Source organism: Methanosaeta sp. UBA356 (assembly GCF_002496465.1).
Taxonomy (GTDB): Archaea; Halobacteriota; Methanosarcinia; order Methanotrichales; family Methanotrichaceae; genus Methanothrix; species Methanothrix soehngenii.
Map to the genome: position 1 here is coordinate 45,724 of NZ_DAKC01000029.1, position 20,262 is coordinate 65,985.

Consider the following 20,262-nt stretch of genomic DNA (forward strand, 5'->3'; position numbering starts at 1 on the left):
GAGGAACGTTATGAATTTATCGATTCGGGTGGATGTTGGAGGAATTAATCAATACAAAAATAGAGGGATTAATTGCAGCTATAATCCCCATTGCTTTACTCGATTGAGCACTTCCAGGGTCTTATCCTATCTTGGCCTCCACCATCTCTTCCCTGAGCATGCACAGGTTTTCTGCTCCCCGGATGTAGAACCAGTAGTGCACAATCACCAGGATGCCCCATCCGACTGGCGAGTACCACATCGCCAGGGCAGGATCAATTTTTATATAGCCCATCATGTTCAATATCAGCCAAATTACGTTCACTACCAGATATATAGCGATGTGGAGTTTGAAGAGCTTCATCTGGTCAGCAACCGTGGCTTCTCGGAAGAGCTTTTTATACTCATCAATTTTTCCCGCCATTCTTTCACCTACCCTTGATTTGATTAGTATCTATATTGCACTTATGATTATTTAAAGATGTTGAATATGATTGTTAACTGGAATAAAAATTATAACCGTCTGGATTTTTGCAGACTCTAGATCTTATCTATCCAGGCTTTTGCATCCCTTCCATCTTTTTTTAAGGGTAGGAATCATTCTTCGAACCTCTTTTTGGTAATTAATATATTCCTGGCCAAACTGTTTGATGAGCCTGCTCTCCCAGTGAACTGATCCCATGAAAAGATAAGCCGTAGTCAGGAGATATACCAGCAATAGGTTCTCAGTCATGAAGGGGGTGAGCCATATGAGCAGAAAGCCAGAGAGAAGAAATGGATCGCGAATCCAGCAATATATCCCTCGAATTCCCAGGGCAAATTCGCCCGAGCTGTGCCCTTCGCCAAGCTGAGCGCGTATCAGGAAACGGTGTGGGGCATCCAGAAAAGCCCTCAAAGAAGCCAGTCCAACCACAATCTGGGCGGCAAATGCCAGCCAGATCCATGGACTGGGCAGGATATAGATCAACTGGCCGGGAAAGAAGAACAGAATCACAGCCAGAGGGAGAATGGTGATAGCAGCCACCGCAGAGAAAAAGATCGGATACCAGGGGTCGACCTTAGAGCCGAAATGAGCCTTTGCAATCCTTTTGGCGGGCAAGCTGGCAAGAAAGCTATGCAGTGCTGCAAAGCCAATTAGATAAATGACCGGATAAAGCGATGTGCTATCGATAGGCATGACCTCCATTTGCTTTGAATATTTATGCTCATACCAATCGCTCAAGTGATTAATTGCTCTATCGGTCAGCGTCATTAGAGGGCTGCGCTATAGTAGCAAGCCAATCGATTACCACCCTATTCGTAATTGTCCAATTGCCGATTGGCCTGTTGTTGCGGCAGGGATTTATATCTTGAAAAATGATACACGAAAGATACAATAAAGCAATGAACTCAGTAAATTGAGAAAAGGCTCTTTATGATTTTTAAAATGCCCTCGATGAAAAAGCAGGAGTACGACCGGCTGATAGAAGAGGAGTTTATCTGTCGCATAGCCTTTAATGGGGAGAGCCATCCCCATGTAGCCCCGTTCCTGTACGTATTCGATGGCAAGTTCATGTATTTCCTGTCCACAAAATATGGCAAGAAAGTCCTTCACTTCAGGAAGAATCCCGCGGTTACAGTGGAGGTTGAGAGATACAGCCCGGACCTCTCCAGCTTTTCATTCGTCGCCCTGCCCGGAAGGCTGGTGGAGGTAGAGGACCCTGAAACCAAGTCCCTTGTGAGAGAGAGGTTTGTGGAGCTGATCCAGAAGAAAAACCTCTCCTCCAATGTGCTATCAGCCCTGGGGCATTCTCCAGATGAACCTGTAGAGGCATTGCTCACCGAGGGTCGCAACAGCGTCTGGAAGCTGGTTGGTGTTAAAATGGGAAATATCTCTGGTTTGAAGCACTCGGATGGATCAAAATGAATTGATCTTCTCGATGTAGGCCTTGATATCGAACTTGGTTTTTGCTCCATTGTAGCTCATGTAGCGCACCTTGCCGAAGATCGGCCTCTCCTTCCAGGCACGATCGTGCACTCCCCCAATAGACCAGGCGATCCCAGTATATCCGTTGGGGTCCCTTCCGTCCAGCTCGTATCTATTGTTAAGGTATATGGCAATATCCATGGCCTCTGCAGGAGAAGAAGTCCACTCCAAGATCTTCTTCGCCCAGTACATCCTCATGTATCCGTGCATCTTCCCCCGGCAGACCATCTCCGTCTGGGCCGCATTCCATAATTCGTCATTGGTCTTTGCTTCCTCCAGCTCCTTGATGCTGTACAGGTATTCGCGCGGATCGTTCTCATGCTGCCTTAAGGTCTCCTGCGCCCAGTTGGGAAAGCCCTGCACAGAGTCGTAGTGAGGATTATAGTAGCAGAAGTTATCTGCCAGCTCGCGTCGCACCACCAGCTCCTCCAGGAACGGGCTGGAATCGGTCATGCCAGACAGCGCCATCAGGGCCACCCTCTGAGCGGATATCTGGCCGAAATGAAGGTAGAATGAGAGGCCTGACTGGCCGTTTTTCACTGGATTGTTCCGATCAGAGTCATAGAGAACAAGCCCCTGATCGATGAACTCATTCAGATGCTTCTTCGCCGCCCTCTCCCCAGGCTGTGCCCAACTCATATCGGAGATATGATCCGCTCTGATCGCCATCTCTGCTCCCCTCCAATCGTTGTCCACTGCCTCCGGCCAGGGGAAGGGGTGAGCTTTGAGCGCAGGAAAGTCCGTCAAGTACTCATCCAGGAGACGGTGGATCTTCGGCCGGAAGCTGTATGCCGCCCACTCCTGCTTTAGAGAAGCCTGCCAGCAGGGGACGATGTTGTGGCCATCAACCTCATAGCATGGAATATTGACCTCTTTAGCTATTGATCTTTGCCAGATCATCTTTATTCGCAGAGGAGAGAAGTCCGAGACCAGGATTCCTGCTTCATGAGATTGGAGAAACTGCGGGATCTCTTTTGCTGGATCTCCAGAGAGCAGATAGAGTGGGATATTCAATTCAGCAAGATCAGTCTCCACCTCTTCCAGCCCTTTAAGCATGAACTTATATTGAGAGCTTGTTGCCTCCAGGAACTGGGGCGAGATGCAGAAGAGCACCGCCAGGGGAGACTTTTCTCTTATGGCCAGTTCCTGAGCAAATAGCAAAGGCCAGTTATCAGCCACCCGCTGCTCTCTGCTCATCCAGTAAAATACAGCACCTTTTCTCTCTTTAGCCCAGACCAGCACTCTGGCTCTCTTAGGATTTACTGGCATTGTCCATATCCTCCATCTCCTTGATGATGACTTCTCTGCTGTATGATGATCTCTCCTTCAAGTATGATGATCTTTCTCTTCTTTTATTCACTATAGCTGCCGGTCTTATCTTGCTGCCGGCCGGGTCTTGCGCCGCATGGCATATTATATTCTCTAACCAGATAACAATCTCGAAATCTAGTTAAACTAAGCTGCCCATATTCCGAAGCATAATTGAAACTTGGATTCGGAATGCATGTTTAAAAGAGCGATATTAGTTAAGAAAAACAAGGAGATGGCTTAAGTGACCGATGTATTAGCAGCCTGGAACGTTAGAGAAGAGGACTTCCCCGTGAATGGCGACCTCTGCGATCAGATAAAGGGCCTGCTCAAGTATGCTGTTTTAGCTCCATCCGGGCCCAACACTCAGCCCTGGAAGCTGGCAATTGATGGAAACGAGGTATCAGTAATTGCGGACTTTGACCGTGCTTTGCCCAACGTTGACCCCTCCAACAGGACTCTTTATCTCAGCCACGGCTGCCTTCTGGCTAATATCCTCATGGCAGCGGAACACTTCGGCTTTGGATATGATGTTTCATGCCTTCCTGATGGCCCTTCAGGCGAGAGGACCGCGGCTATAAAGCTGAAAGGATCGGCCGGCAAAAAAAAGCTTCCCGATCTGTTCAGTCAGATAACCAGACGTCATACAAACAGAAAGGAGTTTGAGAAGAGAGCAATAGAGGATGCAAAGCTCAGGGAATTGAAGGCTTGCGTGAAAAGGGATGGATTTGATCTGAATATCCTGATCGATGAAGCCGGCAAGTCGGCGATGTCCGAGATCCTCGCCCAGTCTCATAAGATCCAGCTGGGGAATAAAGCCTTCAGAAAGGAGCTGGCAAGCTGGGTGAGGTCCAATACGGGAGGAGAAAAGGACGGTCTGCCAGGCTATTCGTTTGGCTATTCGGATTTCCAGTCCTACTTCGGAGCATTCGTCTTCGGGACCTTTGATATGTCTACATCCCGGGCGAGGGTTGAGACCGCTTATATGAAGGCCTCGCCAGCGGTAGGAGTTCTATCAACCGATCAGGACGATATGATGACCTGGCTTAAAGCAGGATTCCTCTTTGAGATCCTGTTTCTTAAGGCCACGGAGATGGATGTCAGGTTTGATCTATTCAGCCAGCCCATAGCCATTCCCGAGCTTAGGGAGGATATGGCAAGGATATTGAAGGTGAAATATCCTCAGCTGCTCATCCGCATGGGTTATGCAGAGCCGAGCAAGCACACGCCCAGAAGGCCGCTGGAAGAGGTTTTATTACCCTGACTGGTAATAGCCAGCCGGATATGCAGGATCAAATCCCGCCTGCTATCATTTTCCAGGGATGATTTGCTTCAAATCGATTTGAGCTGCTCATCTATTTTTTTAATCTGATTGGCGCATTCCGCCAGCTTCATCAGCAGAAAGCGGCGCTCGGCCATCAGCTTATTCTTCTGAAACAGCAGCGAGTATGATGCTTTTTTCCGGCCATTTGCTTCCATTTTTCCCGTCCTACCATCCAGCCCTTAGCATAACAGCCGCAAGACCTATGCCGATGAATGCTCCCAGGCTGAGGAATATCTCAACCAGATGGGTATTTTTCGATCCATAATTCTGGTTGACAAGGACATCATAAAGGTCCCTAAAGTATCTCTTCATTGGAATGCCCCCATTCTGGCCATTATATCCATGGAGAGGACGGATCCAAATATCAATACAGTCAAGGCCAGTGCGAATAAGATCTCATCTGCTTGCCGGATGCTGTCTGCCTGAGCTCTCACGTAGCCTGCTTTAGGGCCAAACAGCCTGGCCCCAATTCCAGAGAACTCATAATGCTCATTAGGCCTATAGTTTTTGCTTATTTCATCTCTTCCGATCATTTTCTACTTCCCGAAAGGATTTGACGCCGCGCTTTTAGCCTTCAATCCGTCAGAATATTCGATTCTCCATCGATGGAGAAGCAGGGACTCCAACGCGGCCAATATCATTAAGAGACCGGCAATCTCTTATGCGGCCCATCCTTCCAATTCAGGTTGTTTTTATAAGTCTATTCCATCCAATTCGATAACGCTATGCAGCGATCGAACATTCAACACCCAACCCAGATCAAACAGGATTGGGTCTTACAGTCCCGGTTTACTTATAGATGCATCTAAGGACGCATCGCTGCCGTGCTCTCTACTAAAAATGGAACTGCTGAGCTTCGACATGTTATTCAGTCTCAGCACAACCTATATTAATTTTGCTGTCGAAAGCCAGGTGTGCATGCTTAAATCAATTCAAAGAGCTTTATTCAGAATATTCAATAGCTATATAATTGTGCCCGCTTTTCAGAGGAACCTTGGCAAATACATTTCAAATCCCATTATAGGCAATATCATGGTCATCAAAACGAGAGGCAGGAAGACCGGGAAGACTCGCTTCACCCCTGTGTACCACGCTCTGATCGGCGAGAGCATTTACTGCTACCAGGGCAAGCATCTAAAGGGCCAATGGTATCTGAATGTTCTGGCGAATCCTGATGTAGAGGTTCTCCTGCCAAGCGGCACTCTGAAAGGAATTGCAGAAGAGGTGAGCGATCCAAAAGAGGCTGCCTATGCCATCCGGCAGATATTGAAGAGCAGTGGAGTCTGGGCATTTCTGTATGGATTCAATCCATTCACCATCGAGGATGCAGTTTTGGAAAAGAAGGTGCAAAAAATGCCCGTGATCAGGATCAAGAGGGCGATAAAATAATTTGCAGCGACCATTTTGCCGTTTCTCTATAATTTTCTCGCTTATGTAATACCATCATAATACAATCATAAGACTCATCACATGCCTTATTCCAGATAAGCTTTTAATAAGATTGACACCATTTATTGATAGGTGTTTTTGATATGTCCAATAATGATAAGATATCTATAGACACGAACGGAGATGTGCCGCCTTTCTTGACCCCAGCAATCAAAGGCCTCGCTGCAATCATTCTGCTTCTCATTCTGTCAATTCCAGTCCTCGCTCACTCCCCCTCCCAGGTCCTCCTAGCTTATGATGATATGAATCAAACATTGAATGTGACCATAACCCATACCTCAACAAATCCCAGCCACTATGTCCGAGAGGTAGTGATACAGAAAAATGGCGATGATGTCCTGAGAAAAGAATACGCTAACCAGACTGCTGCCAACACCTTCAGCTATTACTATCTGATTAATGCCACTGCAGGAGACATCCTTAAGGCAACGGCCTATTGCAGCATCTCCGGCAGCAGATCAGCCCAGATAGAAGTGCAGTGAAAATCAATTCTCTGCCGCCTTTCTCGCCTGGACCGCCAGCCCCCTTTTAATCTGCATCATCTCCTCAGGCGCGAGGACGGCTGTGCCCGTGGCTAAAAGCCGATCCTGCGAGTCAACAACCAAAACCTCCTCACCGGATCGAATCTCCGGGTCGACGGCAATGACGTGCCTGGCGAATAGATTGCCACCTTTGGCGATGAATGGCGCAGCATCATCCGAGGCCACCACTCGAAGCCTAGGGCTGCAGAACAGATCATGCAGCCTCTTTGCGCCGATCATGCTCAGGGTCAGGAGGTTGTCCCTTGCTCGGACAGTGGCCACCCTCTCCTCTTCCCAGTAGAGATATCTCAGCCGGCGAGTCTTGGAGAGGCTGTATGTCGTGCCATCGGGAAAGAGGGCACTGCCCGAGCCCCTGCCAAATTGGTAGTCAGCGATAGTCCTCGCTCTTATAAGCATCCAGATTACCTTTGCAGGAGGCAATAAAAGAGTTATGGTGCCAGTGCCAGAGCTTCATATCTCGGGCTCATACCATAATCTATTTTGCCCTCCTCAGTAAACACCACCCATCTCGCTAATTAGCACCGGTGATTCGATTTGAAATCCCTAGATATTGTAGATCCCGAAATCGCAGCCGCGATCCAGTCTGAGCTGGAGAGGCAGCGAAATAATATCATCCTGATTGCATCAGAGAACTTCACCAGTAGAGCGGTCATGGAGGCGCAGAGCTGTGTCATGACCAATAAGTATGCCGAAGGCTATCCCGGCAAACGCTACTATCGCGGCACAGGCTGCGTGGACCTGGCCGAGAATCTGGCAAGAGAGCGCTGCATTAAGCTCTTTGGCGCAGAGCATGTTAACGTCCAGCCCCATAGCGGCACCCAGGCCAACATGGCTGCCTACTTCGCCGTACTCAACGCGGGCGATACCATCATGGGCATGAACCTCGCTCACGGCGGCCACCTCTCCCACGGCAGTCCGGTCAACTTCTCAGGCAAGATGTACAAGATCGTCCCTTATAATGTCTCCCGAGAGACGGAGATGCTCGACTACTCCGAGATGGCAGACATCGCCCGAAAGTCCCGCCCCCAGCTCATTGTGGTGGGCGCATCCAGCTATCCCCGGACCATCGACTTCAAGGCGGTGAGGGAGATCGCCGATGATGTGGGGGCTCTGGTTATGGCGGATATCGCCCATATCGCCGGCATGTGTGCGGTGGGCGCTCATCCCTCTCCCGTGCCCTATGCGGATATCGTCACCACCACCACTCATAAGACCCTGCGGGGACCGAGGGGTGCAATAATCCTCTGCAAAGAGGAGCTTGCATCGGCCATTGACCGCTCTGTTTTTCCCGGGACCCAGGGGGGGCCGTTCATGAACTCCATAGCAGCAAAAGCGGTGGCATTCAAGGAGGCCTTGACCCCGGAGTTCAAGGAATATCAGTTCCAGGTGATCAGGAATGCCCGGGCTTTGGCTGAGCGTCTGCTGAAGAACGACTTCGATCTGGTCAGCGGTGGGACGGATAACCATTTGCTCCTGGTCAAGCTGCTGAAAGAGGGGATCACCGGAAAGGTGGCTGACGAGACTTTAGAGAGAGCGGGAATCACCCTGAACAAGAACATGATACCCTTCGACCCGGCCACGCCATTCATCACCAGCGGCATTCGGATTGGCACCCCGGCCATGACCACCAGAGGCATGAAGGAGAAGCAGATGGCCCAGATCGCCGATATGATCACCATGGTGCTCCGCGACATCAACAATGAGAAGACCATAGCTAGGGTTCGCTCTGAGGCCAAGGCCCTCTGCGACCAGTTCCCCCTGTATCCAGATATGGTGTGATCGAACTGACAACTATAATAGATGGAAAGGCTCTGGCCGGTGAGGTGGAAGCGGAGACGCTCCTGAGGGCGAAGAAGCTTGCTAATAAGGGTATAGTCCCCGGCCTGGCTACAGTTTTGGTGGGAGAGAACCCGGCCTCGCAGATGTACATCCGTCTCAAGCACTCCGCCTGCTCCCGGGCAGGAATAAGATCCGAGAACGTGCTTTTGCCGGAAAGCAGCACAGAAGAGGAGATCATCGCCAAAATAGAGGAGCTTAGTCTTCGAGAGGATATCAACGGCATACTGCTTCAGCTGCCCCTCCCTGGGGGACTGAATCCTCAGAGGGCGATGATGAGCATTCTGCCCGAGAAGGATGTGGATGGATTCCATCCTCGGAATATGGGGGCATTGCTCTTGGGAGCGGAGAGACTGGTGCCCTGCACACCTCTGGGGATCATCTATGCCTTAGAGAGGCTTGATAAGAAGCTGGAGGGGACGGAGGTGGTCATTGTCGGCCACAGCAATGTGGTGGGCAAGCCCCTGGCGGCCATGATGCTCAACCGCAATGCTACGGTGCAGGTATGCCATGTCTTTACCCGCGACCTGGCCGAGCACACTCGCGATGCAGATATACTGGTGGTGGCCGCCGGAGTTCCAGGCCTCATCAAAAAGGAGATGGTCCGGCCTGGAGCCTATATTTTTGATGTGGGCATAAACCGGGTAGGAGACAAGACGGTGGGAGATGTGGACTATGAGGAGGTATCCCAGATCGCTGGAGCGATAACACCGGTTCCAGGCGGGGTTGGGCCGCTCACCGTGGCCATGCTCCTTCGGCAGACCCTGAATGCCACAGAGGATCAGACAAAAGACCAACAGTAACGGAATAGGATCAAAAGGAATAGGCATAGAGAAAAGGCTTAGGAAAGGATCAGAAGATGTCACTGGTAGTCGCCCTGGCTAAGAGCAAGGAAGCGGTGATAGGAGGCGATAGGCGTTCCATCACCTTCCTGGGCAGCTGGCCCGAGCTCGAGGAGGAGCTCTATTGTGGCCGGATCTCGGATGATGAGGCTCTTTTGGCCAAAGCTATGGAGATTGGGGCCACTCTGCAGGTAACAGACGGCAGGGACAAGGTCTGGAGGCGGGGCGACCTTTTGGTGGGAGAGGTAACAGAGATCACCCCCCAGCTGGAGAGGCGCAGAAGGATCTACCTCGCCCCTGGGAGCCAGCTGCAGGTCGACATCACCGGGAAGGAGGTCAGGATCCGAGATCGCGGAGCTATGGGATGCATCATTTATGGAAATCGGTTCACCCAGCAGATTGCTGTATCTATTGTCGTTCAGGCCGACGGCCGGGTGGATGAGGCTCTGATCCGGAAGATCTTCCAGGAGGCAGCAGAGAGAACGGCTTCTGTCAGCCAGGAGCATGTGATATTAAAGAGCGAGAGGATGCTCTCCAACCCCCAAAAGGCTCTGGAGAAAGCCCTGGAGGAGGACTGCCAGGAGAATGGCTGGAAGCTATGCGATCCGCTATAATCCTGGCAGGAGGGGACAGCCATCGTCTGGGTGTAGAGAAAGCGCTCTTAGAGTTTGATGGAAGGCCGCTCATCTGCTGGATGGCCAAGACTCTCCTCTCTGCTGCCGATGAGCTTGTGGTGGTGGCCAGAGATCAAAAGCATGCGAAGAGGCTAGCAGAGATCGTATCGGACAGAACTCTCTTGGATCAGACCCATTCAGATCGAGTCCGGATTCATTTCACCTGGGACAGAGTCAGCGGATTCGGGCCAGTGGCGGGGCTTGAAGCGGGATTGGGGATGGCCAGGGGCAGGTTCGCCTTTGCGGCAGCATGCGATCTTCCTTTTCTGAACGGGATGGTAATCCAGAGGCTTTTTGAGCTGGCGGACCCAGGAAGGGGCTATGAGGCGGCTGTTCCTGTGCAGCCTAATGGATATTTCGAGCCCCTCCATTCCGTCTATGAGAGGGAGAAGATGCAAGCATCCTGCCAGAGGGCTTTGGAGAGCGGGGAGAGAAGGATTCATGTTCCCCTGCAGGAGCTGGTCGTCAATAGGGTCTCAAAAGAGCATCTGCTGCCGATGGACCCCGAGCTTCTCTCTTTTTTCAACCTCAATACCAGTGAGGATCTGGAAAAGGCAAGAGCTCTATGGCAGGAGAAAGGTAAAAAGGCTGATTAATTTAGAAATACCGCTTCAGAGCGTAATAGATCATGTAGACTATCGCTATGAAGAGAGCTAATTTAGCCAGAGACCAGAAGCTGTTCCAGAGGATTAGGGCCACTATGACGGCCAGCAGTATCAGCACTAGATTCTTCTCGCGGCTCATTGATGGCTGCTGAAGTTTGTACATCCGCCTTGGCATGACAGGTCATCGTCGGAATTAGTATTAATCATTTTTCCCAAGCTCAACCTCAGAACCAAAAGCATTATACATCCTTATTCCTTTCCTGGGCTGGTGAATCTGATTTGGACAAGCTCGAGCTGGTGATGAGGAATACAGAAGAGATCGTGACCGTAGATGAATTGAAAGGACTGCTGGAGAAGCCCAGCCGCCCGCGGGCTTATGTGGGCTATGAGACCAGCGGCAAGGTCCATTTGGGCCATATGCTGACCGCCAACAAGCTTCTCGACCTGCAGAGGGCGGGCTTCGATGTGGTCGTTCTTTTAGCCGATCTGCATGCCTTTCTCAATGAGAAGGGATCTCTTGAGGAGGTGCGCCAGATCGCCGACTACAACCGGGACTGCTTTATGGCTTTGGGCCTCGACCCGGAGAGGACGGAGTTCGTCTATGGCACAGATTATCAGCTTCAGCCGGATTTCATGCTCAAGATCCTGCAGATGGCCAGAAATACCTCACTCAACCGGGCCAGGCGCAGCATGGATGAGGTCAGCCGGAATGCAGAGAACCCCATGGTTTCTCAGATGATATATCCCCTGATGCAGGCGGTCGACATCGCCGACCTGAAGATCGATCTGGCGGTGGGAGGCATAGACCAGCGGAAGATCCACATGCTGGCCCGCGAGGAGCTGCCCCGCCTGGGACTGCCCGCGCCCGTATGCCTGCATACGCCCCTGATTCCAGGACTGAACGGGGAGAAGATGTCCTCCTCTAAGGGGAATAATATCGCGGTGGACGAGCCGGCTCAAGATGTGGAGAAAAAGATCAAGAGCGCCTTCTGCCCGGCAAAAGTGGTGGAGAACAATCCGGTGCTGGCGATATGCAAGTATCACGTCTTCCCCCGGATGGAGGCGGGGATGACCATCAGCAGGCCCGAGAAGTTCGGCGGTGATGTGCACTACGATAATTACGAGCAGCTGGAGGCGGACTTTGTCAGCGGGGCCATGCACCCCATGGACCTGAAGAAGGCCTGCGCAGATTGCATGATCGAGATCCTGGCGCCGGTGCGGGAGAAGATGAAGGTGTGAATAGCAAGTTCAAGAAAACCCCTGGACTAGATTATCTTTTTATTTGCCGTTGTTCTTTTAACATTTGACTATTATAGTTGATGTTAAAGGAAGGCTGATTTGCATGGTTGAAGGAAAGCAGATTTACATGATTGAATCCCATCACAGCAGTTACGGTCTTGAGAATCACGGCTTCAGGAATCTGGAACAGGAGCACTGGAACCTGAATGTCCCCGCCCTGTATGAGCAGGCCATCCGGCGGCATGAAGGCGTTCTGGCCTATCCGGGCGCATTAGTGGTTCGTACTGGTGACTATACCGGTCGTTCTCCAGATGATAAATTCACCGTCTGCGAACCATCCACTGAAAAGGAGATCTGGTGGGGGACGATAAATCGAGAGACCACTCAGGCTGAGTTCAACAAGATGCACCAGCGGATCTCAGGCTACTTCGAAAACCGCGATATCTTCGTGCAGGACTGCTATGCTGGTGCAGATCCACTATACCGCCTCCCAATCCGCATCATCACCGAGCATGCCTGGCAGAGCCTATTCGCCAGAAACATGTTTGTGACCATTACCGATTCTCAAAGCCTGAACCGCCATGTTCCCGAGTTCACCGTAATCTCTGCCCCGGGGGTGACTGCCGTTCCCGGCCTGGACCCGACAAGCTCGGGAGCCTTCATTCTGGTCAACTTTGCCAGGAAAATGGCCCTCATTGGTGGCACACTGTACGCCGGTGAAATCAAGAAATCCATCTTCACCGTCATGAATTACCTCATGCCCAAGCGCAGCGTTATGGCCATGCACTGCTCCGCCAACTATGGCCGTGATCCCGATGATGTGGCCATCTTCTTTGGACTGAGCGGAACCGGCAAGACCACACTCTCCAATGATGCCACACGCACCCTTATCGGCGATGATGAACATGGCTGGTCAGACAAGGGCATCTTCAATTTTGAAGGAGGCTGTTATGCTAAGGTGATCCGGCTATCCGAGGAGGGTGAGCCCGAAATATACCGGGCAACCCGCAAGTTCGGCACGGTTATTGAGAACGTCAAGCTCGACGCACACAGCCGGCGCATAGACTTTGACGATGACGACTTCACTGAAAACACCCGGGCCGCTTATCCCCTCACCCATGTGGAAAAAGCAGATTATGATGGAATCGGCGGGCATCCTAGGCATATCATCTTCCTGACTGCAGATGCCTTCGGGGTCATTCCACCCATCGCCAGCCTGACCCCCGCCCATGCCCAGTACCACTTTCTGGCCGGCTACACCGCCAAAGTTGCGGGAACAGAAGAGGGGGTCCGAGAGCCTACTGCTACCTTCAGTACCTGCTTTGGAGCGCCTTTCATGCCTCTGCATCCCACAGTCTATGCCACATTGCTTGCGGAAAGGATCAATATGCATAATGCGAAGATTTGGATGGTGAATACCGGCTGGACCGGGGGACCTTATGGCAAAGGAGAACGCATGAAATTATCCTTCACCCGGGCGATGGTGCGCGCTGCCCTGGAAGACAAGCTGGACAACGTCAAAAAAGTGATCGATCCTGTATTCGGCTTCAAGGTGCCCACCGAGGTTCCAGGGGTACCCGCCAAGGTACTGGTCCCACGCAACACCTGGGATGATCCCAGCAGTTATGATACCATGGCCAAGGATCTTGCGGCCCGCTTCCAGGATTATATGGTTCAGTTCGAGGATAAGATGACTGATGAGGTCAAGGCAGCAGCACCCAGAGCTTAAAACCCTCCTTTAAGGATTATTTGGATCTCTATGAGACGTGCAAGGATCGTCCTGAATCCCAAATCAGGCTTCAACAATCCTTGCTCAGCCACATTTATATAAAATGATGGTTAGATCGCCCTTAATCTTCCCATCTCCTTCACTCCACTCTCACCCTCGCCCCCAGCCTCTCCATCTCCCTGAAGAATCCCGGATAGCTCACATCCACTGCCTCAGCGGTATCGATCCTCGTCTCGCCGGCCACAAGGCCTGCCACTGTCAGCGCCATGACGATCCTGTGGTCGTGATAGCCGTGAACGCTCGCCCCGTGCAGCTTTCCGCCCGTTATCTCCAGGCCGTCCGGCCGCTCTTTGATCTTCGCCCCCATCTTCGTTAATTCAACTGCCATGGCATGAAGCCTGTCCGTCTCCTTGTGGCGGACATGCTCCGCATTCACCACCGTCGTCTTGCCTTTTGCCACTGCACCCAGGACGGCAATTGTAGGAACAAGGTCCGGCGTCCGGCTGGCGTTGATCTCTACTCCCTCAAGATCACCGCCTTTGATCTTCAGGTCTCCGGACTCCGTGTTCCAGGAAACCTGGGCCCCCATGCGGGTCAGTATATCGATGATAGCCGAATCCCCCTGCCGGGAGGGCAGGATCCCTTTCACGGTCACCTCCGATCCCGTGACCGCAGCCGCCGCCAGGGGATAAGAGGCGGAGGAGAAGTCGCCGGGGATGGTGTATTCCTTGAGAGCGAAGCTCTGGCCACCAGGTACAATGAACTCCTGCCCCTCTTCCTCGATCTTTATCCCTGCATCAAAAAGCATGTCCAGAGTGATCTCTGCATAGGGGCGCGACTTCAATTCGCCCTCGATCACAATCCTGGTGTCGTTCTCTGCCAGGGGGCAGGCAATGAAAAGGGCGGAGAGAAACTGGCTGCTCAGCCCGCCTTGCAGGTGCGCTGTGCCGCCCAACATCTTCCCTCTGATGACCAGGGGGGCTTTACCGTTATTCTTAATGGAGAAGGCGTCCGCTCCCAGCTCTCTAAGGGAGTCAAGCAACGGTCCATTGGGCCGGGTGCGAATGGAGGAGTCGCCCGTGAGAACAGCTCCTGCGGTGAGCGCGGCCACCGCTGAGCAGAAGCGCAATGTGGTGCCCGAGTTCAGCACGTCTATCACATTCTCTGGGGTCTGGGGCAGATCTCCTACCCCATCGATGAAGAGGTCGTCCTTTTTCTCTTCTTTCCCTATCTTGGCCCCGAAGGCCTCGCTGGCAGATACCGTGGCCAGGGTATCGGCAGAGAGCAATGGCCGCAGGACTCTCCCTCCCGGGCCAAGAGAGGTTATCAGAATAGCGCGGTGGGTGTAGCTCTTCGAGGGAGGGGCATAGACCTCGCCGGATACACTAGAGCACTCGACTGAGGCGATCATGAACGGGAGATGAATGAGGATGTATAAGAAATGAGTGCCATGATATAGCCTGACACGATGGCCTGAAAAGGAAGAGAGAGAAGCCCCCACTCCTCTACCTCCTCTGCCGCTATTACGGCATTCAACGTAGTACGACATAAGTCGAATATAAGCCTTGCGGCCTGTACTGGATCGTGCTCGAGGACGAGTGAGAATCGTTCTTCAGTAAACCTTAATGTTCAGCTCAGTCACTTTGGCAATGGACAGGAAATCTCTATCCTTCGTCATCAAGGTCTCACCACCGCTTGCCACTGCAATGCCGGAGATGAGTATATCGAAGGCATTGATGGAAATCCCCAGATCCATGAGCCTGGCCATGATCTCGCTCGACCTTTCCGCAGCGGTTAAATTAAAATCCAATATTCTAATATCGGAAAAGAATCTTCGAAAGAATTTCTCCTCTGTTTTTGATCTATAACGTCTTATGCCAACAAATATTTCATAATAATTTATTATAGTAGTTGTGACATCACCACCTATCACACCTTTAACCTCCTCGCCACCTCGAAACAGGTCAATAAGAGCGCTGGTATCCAGGACGATCAAACTCTCGACCTCGCCATCTCTCTTATCCTCTTAGAATCTGCTTCCAGCCGGTCTAAAATCGGATCTTCCTTAAGAGCTCCAAAGTATTCAGATAGATTCACTTTATCCTTCTTGAGCAGCCTTTCTATTGCATCGCTAAAGCTCTCTTCTTCTCTCTTTGCATCTTTAAGCAGTTTATATACATCGTCTCTAATGGAAATAGTCTTGGATGCCATGCATCTGTGTATGTATGCACAGATATATACGGTTTGGGATTTTGAACTGGAAGCAGCAGAATGGTGCCTCAAAGGATAATTTATAAAGACATATCTCAATGGTGATTCCCGGTATGAAAATCATCTGCGCCTACCCGGTAAATCTCGATGCGGTATACGACTTCGGTGAAGAGAGGGTATCCCGTTTCATCCAATCAGCCGATCCTTCAGGGATAAAAAGCGAGATAAAGGGCTCAATCAGGAGCCGGGAGGATCTCATATCCTCACTCCTATACTGCATGCAGCAGGGATCGGGTGCGGAGATCCTGGTCGAGAGCCTGCAGCTGGCAGAAGAGATTGAGGCCTCCTTTCCCTGGAGCTTCCGCCTGGGGGGTAACGCCGGAATCATGGCCAACCTACTGGCCGAACTGGGGGCCAAGCCGATTCTGAATGCACCAGCCCTCGAACCCAGGCTGGCAGCGCTACTTCATCCCGGTGTGGGAATTCCAGTCTCTGGACGCCTTATGCAGCCATCCCTGGCGGCGGAAAGGCCGGATCTAAGCTCAGAGGTGCTGCATTTCGTCTTCCAGTTCAAAGAAAGCGATCGCATCCCCTCACCTCAAGGGCCGATATCTGCAGCCAAAGACAATCGCTTCATAGCCACCTACGATCCGGTGAACACCAGAATGGTATCGAACCAGGACTTCGACGCCTACTGTCGGGATTTTATCCAGGAAATCGATGGTGCCATCTTATCCGGCTTTCACCTCGTTCCCCTGGATCGGTACCGAGAGATCTTCCCCCCCAGGATCGAGCAGATCAGGAGCTGGAAAGAGGCGAACCCCAATATCTACATCCATGTGGAGATGGGCTCATTTCAAAGCCCGGGGATCGCCAGGCACTTTCTCCGGCTCCTCGAAAAGGCAGACAGCCTGGGCCTGAACGAGGATGAGCTGGAGACGGCGACAGCAGAATATTCCGCGATTGGTTCATCGACTGTTTTATCGACTGTTTTATCGACCGCCAGGCCAAAAATGAGCCAGTGGCAGGAGAGGATGCAAAAAGCGGCGGGACTGAGAGAACATCTGGGCATCTTCAGGGTCTCAGTCCATACCAGAGACTACATTCTGAGCATTATGGAAGAGGGAAAGATCACTGCAAAAGAAGAGCTTCTCTCTCTGCAAAAAGGCGCAGATGCTGCGGCCGCTCTGGCTGCTACCGGCTCGGCAAAGGGAATGCCGCCAAATGAGGTCAATCCCAGGGGTCTGGAGGCCCAAAGGGAATTCTGTCGACTGGGGGCAGAGGCTGCAGGAGTGGGACGGGGAGCTTTTCACAAAAGAGATGGGCTGGTGGTATCCTTGATGCCTTCCCTTCTGGCTAGAGAGCCGCGCATCACCGTGGGCCTGGGTGATACCGCTACTGCCGCCACCTTCTACCAGGAGCTGCAGGCGATCAAGCGAGATCGGATCTGATCTCTTTTCTCTCTAAAAGAAGCTCGCCCGCCAATTCTTTCACCCTATCCGCCAGATCAGGGGCGCTGATAGAGATCCTATCCTCACCCCGGAAGATCTCTTCTCTTGCCCGCCCTCCCACGATATCATCGTAGCCCGGCCGAACCCTGATGATGATGCTGCCCGGCAAGATGGTCAGGCTCCCGGCGAGGCGATCGATGTCCCCGTCCACGATCCCGACCACAGCAATTCCCAGGCGGGCGAGAATATCGCCGGCAATGGCCGTGGTGTCGTCTCCCACCGTCAGGGCCACGGCTGCTCCTCCTGCCGCCTCGAAGGCATCTTCTGCACAATGGTCGATGAATGCTGCACCCTCTCCCCGATTCTCTCCTATCCTTGGCCTGACAGTGCTCCGCCTGATGGAGCCGCTGCGGATGATAGCCTTTTCCAGATCTACCCGATGCAGCTTTTCCAGGCCGTGCATTTTCGGCTCGGCTCCTTTCAGGTCAATTATCTTTCCCCCTTTGGCCTTGATCTCCACCTCTGCTCCGATTGCCCGGCCGATGACCGTACCGTTAACGGATATCAGCTCTCCGGGAATCACCCCGGTCATAATGCGCCGTACAGTATCCCCTTGGATCAGGGTGCAATCCCTGGGCCTGGGCCGCAGCAGATCCAGCCCCAGATCTGCTGCCAGCCTGGCGGCGACTGCCAGACCCTCTTCATTGATGTCTTCAGAATCTGAAGCGAAATGGCTGAGGGTGAGATCGGCCACAAACCTCCCGCCGCAATCGATCTGGATCAGGGGTTTATCGATTCCGGCAAGCTTTGCCACCATTGTCCCGAAGGCCAGGCCGGTCTCCCGGCACTTGGCCTGGTTGAGAATGATGACAATATCCGAATCCTCCGCCATATCCCGGATGGAAATGCTCGGCCGCCTTCTGGTGTTGATGGTTATGATCCCCTCCAGATCCGCATCAATGACCGCCACCCTGCCCATGGTCCCTCCCAGAACGGCGTTCACCCTTCCCATCTGCTTCAGGTGATTTATCAGCTGCACAGCTCCGCCTGAGTCTATTATCTCCGGACCGTGTACTACCACCCCGATTCTCTTGCTGGATGGGGGGATCATTTTCTCAATATGGGAGCCCTTAGAGGATGCTTGTTCTTCCTTAAGTAGATTGAGAACTTCCTGGAGCCCTTCTCTTCGAGAAAAGCATACATTGCCGTCTAGAATTGCCTCTAGCTTCCCAATAGCCTCAACTATTCTTGACATGCCACATTATTACGCACAGCCAAAACCCAAGCCTATTCCGGGCGGATGGGGTCAATCCTTGCCGGGCTTTTCGCCCACCCTTCCGCCGGTGACTCATCTATCCCAAAAGGCTGACTTATCCGCCAGTCTCCAGGTTTTCATCCTGCATCTTGGCAGCATCCATCATCTCTTGCGTCTGCTTGAACCTCTCCTGGATCTGCTCGAGCGTCATGCCCTCAAGCTCCTTTCTCTCCGGTGGCTTCTCAATAAGCTCCAGTGTATCAAGCTTGTAGTAGAGCCCAGTGCTATCCAGATAGGCCCAGACGGTTCCATCATCCTCTGTCTTCAGCACCTTTACCTTTCCAATGGTGCCGGTGCCCATGTACCTGACCAGACTGTCCTCTCTTATCTCTGCCATCACCAATTCGCCTCTGCTTTCCCTATATCCCCATTCAAGTAATCCAGCATCCAATGCCAGTTCAGCTATAGTCTTTCAGCAGCCAGCATTCTTGCTGCCGGCAGAAAATCCATGCATTTCATCGGTCTAGAACCTTTCCACCGTCACCGATGCTATCTGCCCGCCCGCCGGCCAGCCCCTGACCTCTGCTCCTCCTGATTCGGCGATGATCTCCAGGCCGTGAAACTCCTCCGATCCGCAGAGCACATTCTGCTCGGGATGGGTTCCCGGCAGAATCATGCAGCTCAGACGGGTGGAGGGGCCTATGGATACCACCGTCTTCAGCCGGGGGGAGGCAGGATGGCCCTTGGGGAGGACGATCAAGGGCGCTTCCAACTCCCTGAGCTGAAAGAGGGTGCAATGCAGACCCCGCCTGATCTTCTCTCCCCGGCCAAAGGAAGAGGCTACCATCAATTCCTCTGGCTCAGTGAATAGAACGATCTCCTTTTGCTCCGTCTCCAGATAGAAAAAGTGCCCTTTGGTCTTAGCCATAGCTATGGTGCCATTCTCGCCCTCGATATAGGCGATCTCTTCCTCATTCAAGAGTATATGCATGACCTATGAATGAACCAATAGACTTCCAATGGACTTGTATGGATTCGGATTCCAGTTCAGACTGCCTTTACATTCCTTGACTTGCAGGAAGGGCACATGGGCCTTCTTCCCATGCCCTGGAACTTGTTATTGCAGTCCAGGCACTCATAATCCTTGGCAACCAGAGTCTCAACCTCGCCTATGTCCGGTCCGCCACCGACAGTACACATGCCGCCTTCACCTCCTCCTTTTTCATTAGGCTATCAGATTATTTAAAACAATTGGCATTACAATGCAAAAATTCGCTCATAGGAATGAGGAAAAGGGGATACGATCATTTTTTCCCCAACCTCAGTCCATTCCGATCTCTCGACCCCCTTTACTTTCCCTTTATCCTTTTCACCCGCTTGAATATCTGGTTCATGGTATCGACATTGCTCTCTGTAAAGGAGAAGGGCGAGCTGGTGAACGGCTGGAAGTAGATGGGCACATCGTCCAGACGGTAGAAGGTGCCGTCGCACTCCATGGCATCGATCACTCCCGGCAGGACCACATCAGAGATCATGGTGGTCGGACAGGGAGCGATATCTATGCAGGCCACGGGAATTTGGGCCAGATACTCGGAGCACGCAGCGGGAAAGTGGGAGACCAGATCCGCCGATAGGATGAAAGCGGCATCTACATCCCGATCCCTGAGGACATCCACTGCCGTGTACTCTCCCGGATTGTAGCGGGGATAGCCGCGAGCGAAATCCAGGCCGAAGGGGAAACCGTATAGATATGATGCTATCTGGTTGAACCCGGCCACATTGCAGTGCCCTCTGAGAGCTCCGATCACGAACTTGGTGTGGCTGTTCAGCTCCTTTACCAGGTTGAAGGCCA

At 52.2% G+C, this 20,262-nt stretch carries 26 protein-coding genes and 1 pseudogene; 11 read left to right on the forward strand and 16 right to left on the reverse strand.

What is annotated here, in order from left to right; genetic code table 11:
* Positions 1–121: 121 nt before the first annotated feature.
* Positions 122–403: a 2TM domain-containing protein gene (locus BP727_RS01975; RefSeq protein WP_276620291.1), complete on the reverse strand. Its 282-nt coding sequence runs from the start codon at positions 401–403 to the stop codon at positions 122–124.
* Between the two features lie 123 nt (positions 404–526).
* The gene (locus BP727_RS01980; protein ID WP_273271005.1) at positions 527–1,165 is read right to left on the reverse strand and encodes a methyltransferase family protein; all 639 of its coding nucleotides are present in this window, start codon (positions 1,163–1,165) and stop codon (positions 527–529) included.
* 249 nt (positions 1,166–1,414) lie between these two features.
* Here BP727_RS01980 and BP727_RS01985 point away from each other — a divergent pair, with 249 nt between their 5' ends.
* Positions 1,415–1,885 carry a pyridoxamine 5'-phosphate oxidase family protein gene (locus BP727_RS01985; protein WP_232844310.1) on the forward strand — a complete coding sequence of 157 codons (471 nt, stop codon included), beginning with the start codon at positions 1,415–1,417 and terminating at the stop codon, positions 1,883–1,885.
* On the opposite strand, the gene BP727_RS01990 is transcribed toward BP727_RS01985, so the two are convergent.
* Positions 1,877–3,214 carry a deoxyribodipyrimidine photo-lyase gene (locus tag BP727_RS01990; protein WP_013718172.1) on the reverse strand — a complete coding sequence of 446 codons (1,338 nt, stop codon included), beginning with the start codon at positions 3,212–3,214 and terminating at the stop codon, positions 1,877–1,879. The two genes, BP727_RS01985 and BP727_RS01990, sit on opposite strands and share 9 nt — an antisense overlap.
* A 283-nt stretch (positions 3,215–3,497) precedes the next feature.
* Between BP727_RS01990 and BP727_RS01995 the strand changes: the two genes are divergently transcribed.
* On the forward strand, positions 3,498–4,517 hold the full coding sequence (locus BP727_RS01995) for an Acg family FMN-binding oxidoreductase (protein ID WP_013718174.1): 1,020 nt from the start codon (positions 3,498–3,500) through the stop codon (positions 4,515–4,517).
* A gap of 225 nt (positions 4,518–4,742) precedes the next feature.
* Here BP727_RS01995 and BP727_RS02000 read toward each other — a convergent pair whose 3' ends face one another.
* Both BP727_RS02000 and BP727_RS02005 read right to left on the reverse strand, forming a co-directional pair.
* Positions 4,743–4,889 (reverse strand): hypothetical protein, encoded by a 147-nt coding sequence (locus BP727_RS02000; protein ID WP_013718176.1) that lies wholly within the window; start codon positions 4,887–4,889, stop codon positions 4,743–4,745.
* Positions 4,886–5,110, reverse strand: coding sequence for a hypothetical protein (locus tag BP727_RS02005; RefSeq protein ID WP_013718177.1), 225 nt, complete (start codon positions 5,108–5,110; stop codon positions 4,886–4,888). Before BP727_RS02005 ends, BP727_RS02000 begins: the two co-directional genes overlap by 4 nt.
* Positions 5,111–5,549: 439 nt before the next feature.
* Here BP727_RS02005 and BP727_RS02010 point away from each other — a divergent pair, with 439 nt between their 5' ends.
* Together BP727_RS02010 and BP727_RS02015 are read left to right on the forward strand one after the other, a co-directional pair.
* Positions 5,550–5,966, forward strand: a complete 417-nt coding sequence (locus tag BP727_RS02010; RefSeq protein WP_162144978.1) for a nitroreductase/quinone reductase family protein — start codon at positions 5,550–5,552, stop codon at positions 5,964–5,966.
* Positions 5,967–6,109: 143 nt separating this feature from the next.
* Positions 6,110–6,508 carry a hypothetical protein gene (locus BP727_RS02015; protein ID WP_286857144.1) on the forward strand — a complete coding sequence of 133 codons (399 nt, stop codon included), beginning with the start codon at positions 6,110–6,112 and terminating at the stop codon, positions 6,506–6,508.
* A gap of 3 nt (positions 6,509–6,511) precedes the next feature.
* Here the strand turns inward: BP727_RS02015 and BP727_RS02020 are convergent, their stop codons facing one another.
* Positions 6,512–6,964: a PUA domain-containing protein gene (locus BP727_RS02020; protein ID WP_013718180.1), complete on the reverse strand. Its 453-nt coding sequence runs from the start codon at positions 6,962–6,964 to the stop codon at positions 6,512–6,514.
* 138 nt (positions 6,965–7,102) lie between these two features.
* Between BP727_RS02020 and glyA the strand changes: the two genes are divergently transcribed.
* The 4 genes from glyA to mobA are packed head-to-tail and all read left to right on the forward strand — an operon-like array spanning position 7,103 to position 10,516.
* Positions 7,103–8,347: a serine hydroxymethyltransferase gene (glyA, locus tag BP727_RS02025; protein WP_286857146.1), complete on the forward strand. Its 1,245-nt coding sequence runs from the start codon at positions 7,103–7,105 to the stop codon at positions 8,345–8,347.
* Positions 8,344–9,207 carry a tetrahydrofolate dehydrogenase/cyclohydrolase catalytic domain-containing protein gene (locus BP727_RS02030; protein ID WP_286857148.1) on the forward strand — a complete coding sequence of 288 codons (864 nt, stop codon included), beginning with the start codon at positions 8,344–8,346 and terminating at the stop codon, positions 9,205–9,207. The genes glyA and BP727_RS02030 overlap by 4 nt, the downstream gene beginning before the upstream one ends.
* 56 nt (positions 9,208–9,263) lie before the next feature.
* Complete coding sequence (locus BP727_RS02035; protein ID WP_286857150.1) at positions 9,264–9,860, forward strand: DUF2121 domain-containing protein; 597 nt, start codon at positions 9,264–9,266, stop codon at positions 9,858–9,860.
* Complete coding sequence (gene mobA, locus BP727_RS02040; protein WP_273271901.1) at positions 9,845–10,516, forward strand: molybdenum cofactor guanylyltransferase; 672 nt, start codon at positions 9,845–9,847, stop codon at positions 10,514–10,516. Before BP727_RS02035 ends, mobA begins: the two co-directional genes overlap by 16 nt.
* A gap of 1 nt (position 10,517) precedes the next feature.
* Here the strand turns inward: mobA and BP727_RS02045 are convergent, their stop codons facing one another.
* A complete protein-coding gene (locus BP727_RS02045) occupies positions 10,518–10,664 on the reverse strand; it encodes a hypothetical protein (RefSeq protein WP_273466592.1) in 147 nt (48 codons plus the stop codon).
* A gap of 140 nt (positions 10,665–10,804) precedes the next feature.
* Between BP727_RS02045 and BP727_RS02050 the strand changes: the two genes are divergently transcribed.
* Together BP727_RS02050 and pckA are read left to right on the forward strand one after the other, a co-directional pair.
* Positions 10,805–11,764: a tyrosine--tRNA ligase gene (locus BP727_RS02050; protein ID WP_286857154.1), complete on the forward strand. Its 960-nt coding sequence runs from the start codon at positions 10,805–10,807 to the stop codon at positions 11,762–11,764.
* A gap of 103 nt (positions 11,765–11,867) precedes the next feature.
* Positions 11,868–13,493, forward strand: a complete 1,626-nt coding sequence (gene pckA, locus BP727_RS02055) for a phosphoenolpyruvate carboxykinase (ATP) (RefSeq protein WP_276620259.1) — start codon at positions 11,868–11,870, stop codon at positions 13,491–13,493.
* Positions 13,494–13,632: 139 nt separating this feature from the next.
* On the opposite strand, the gene aroA is transcribed toward pckA, so the two are convergent.
* The 4 genes from aroA to BP727_RS02075 form a co-directional block, all read right to left on the reverse strand.
* Positions 13,633–14,904 (reverse strand): 3-phosphoshikimate 1-carboxyvinyltransferase, encoded by a 1,272-nt coding sequence (gene aroA, locus BP727_RS02060; RefSeq protein WP_286857156.1) that lies wholly within the window; start codon positions 14,902–14,904, stop codon positions 13,633–13,635.
* Complete coding sequence (locus BP727_RS02065) at positions 14,901–15,029, reverse strand: hypothetical protein (protein WP_273278872.1); 129 nt, start codon at positions 15,027–15,029, stop codon at positions 14,901–14,903. Before BP727_RS02065 ends, aroA begins: the two co-directional genes overlap by 4 nt.
* Positions 15,030–15,105: 76 nt before the next feature.
* Complete coding sequence (locus BP727_RS02070) at positions 15,106–15,489, reverse strand: type II toxin-antitoxin system VapC family toxin (protein WP_013718187.1); 384 nt, start codon at positions 15,487–15,489, stop codon at positions 15,106–15,108.
* Entirely contained in the window at positions 15,486–15,704 is a 219-nt protein-coding gene (locus tag BP727_RS02075; protein ID WP_013718188.1) for an antitoxin VapB family protein, read from the reverse strand. Before BP727_RS02075 ends, BP727_RS02070 begins: the two co-directional genes overlap by 4 nt.
* A 113-nt stretch (positions 15,705–15,817) precedes the next feature.
* Here BP727_RS02075 and BP727_RS02080 point away from each other — a divergent pair, with 113 nt between their 5' ends.
* Positions 15,818–17,155, forward strand: coding sequence for an ADP-dependent glucokinase/phosphofructokinase (locus tag BP727_RS02080; protein ID WP_286857158.1), 1,338 nt, complete (start codon positions 15,818–15,820; stop codon positions 17,153–17,155).
* Here BP727_RS02080 and BP727_RS02085 read toward each other — a convergent pair.
* From BP727_RS02085 to BP727_RS02105, 5 genes and pseudogenes are all read right to left on the reverse strand, one after another.
* Entirely contained in the window at positions 17,136–18,410 is a 1,275-nt protein-coding gene (locus tag BP727_RS02085; protein ID WP_286857160.1) for a DUF2117 domain-containing protein, read from the reverse strand. The two genes, BP727_RS02080 and BP727_RS02085, sit on opposite strands and share 20 nt — an antisense overlap.
* A 115-nt stretch (positions 18,411–18,525) precedes the next feature.
* Positions 18,526–18,807 (reverse strand): DUF2098 domain-containing protein, encoded by a 282-nt coding sequence (locus BP727_RS02090; RefSeq protein ID WP_013718191.1) that lies wholly within the window; start codon positions 18,805–18,807, stop codon positions 18,526–18,528.
* A gap of 126 nt (positions 18,808–18,933) precedes the next feature.
* On the reverse strand, positions 18,934–19,389 hold the full coding sequence (locus BP727_RS02095) for a hypothetical protein (protein ID WP_232844313.1): 456 nt from the start codon (positions 19,387–19,389) through the stop codon (positions 18,934–18,936).
* A 68-nt stretch (positions 19,390–19,457) separates the two neighbouring features.
* Positions 19,458–19,610 carry a hypothetical protein gene (locus BP727_RS02100; RefSeq protein WP_013718193.1) on the reverse strand — a complete coding sequence of 51 codons (153 nt, stop codon included), beginning with the start codon at positions 19,608–19,610 and terminating at the stop codon, positions 19,458–19,460.
* A 149-nt stretch (positions 19,611–19,759) separates the two neighbouring features.
* Positions 19,760–20,262 (reverse strand): annotated as a pseudogene (locus tag BP727_RS02105) (formylmethanofuran dehydrogenase subunit B); the annotation flags it as partial.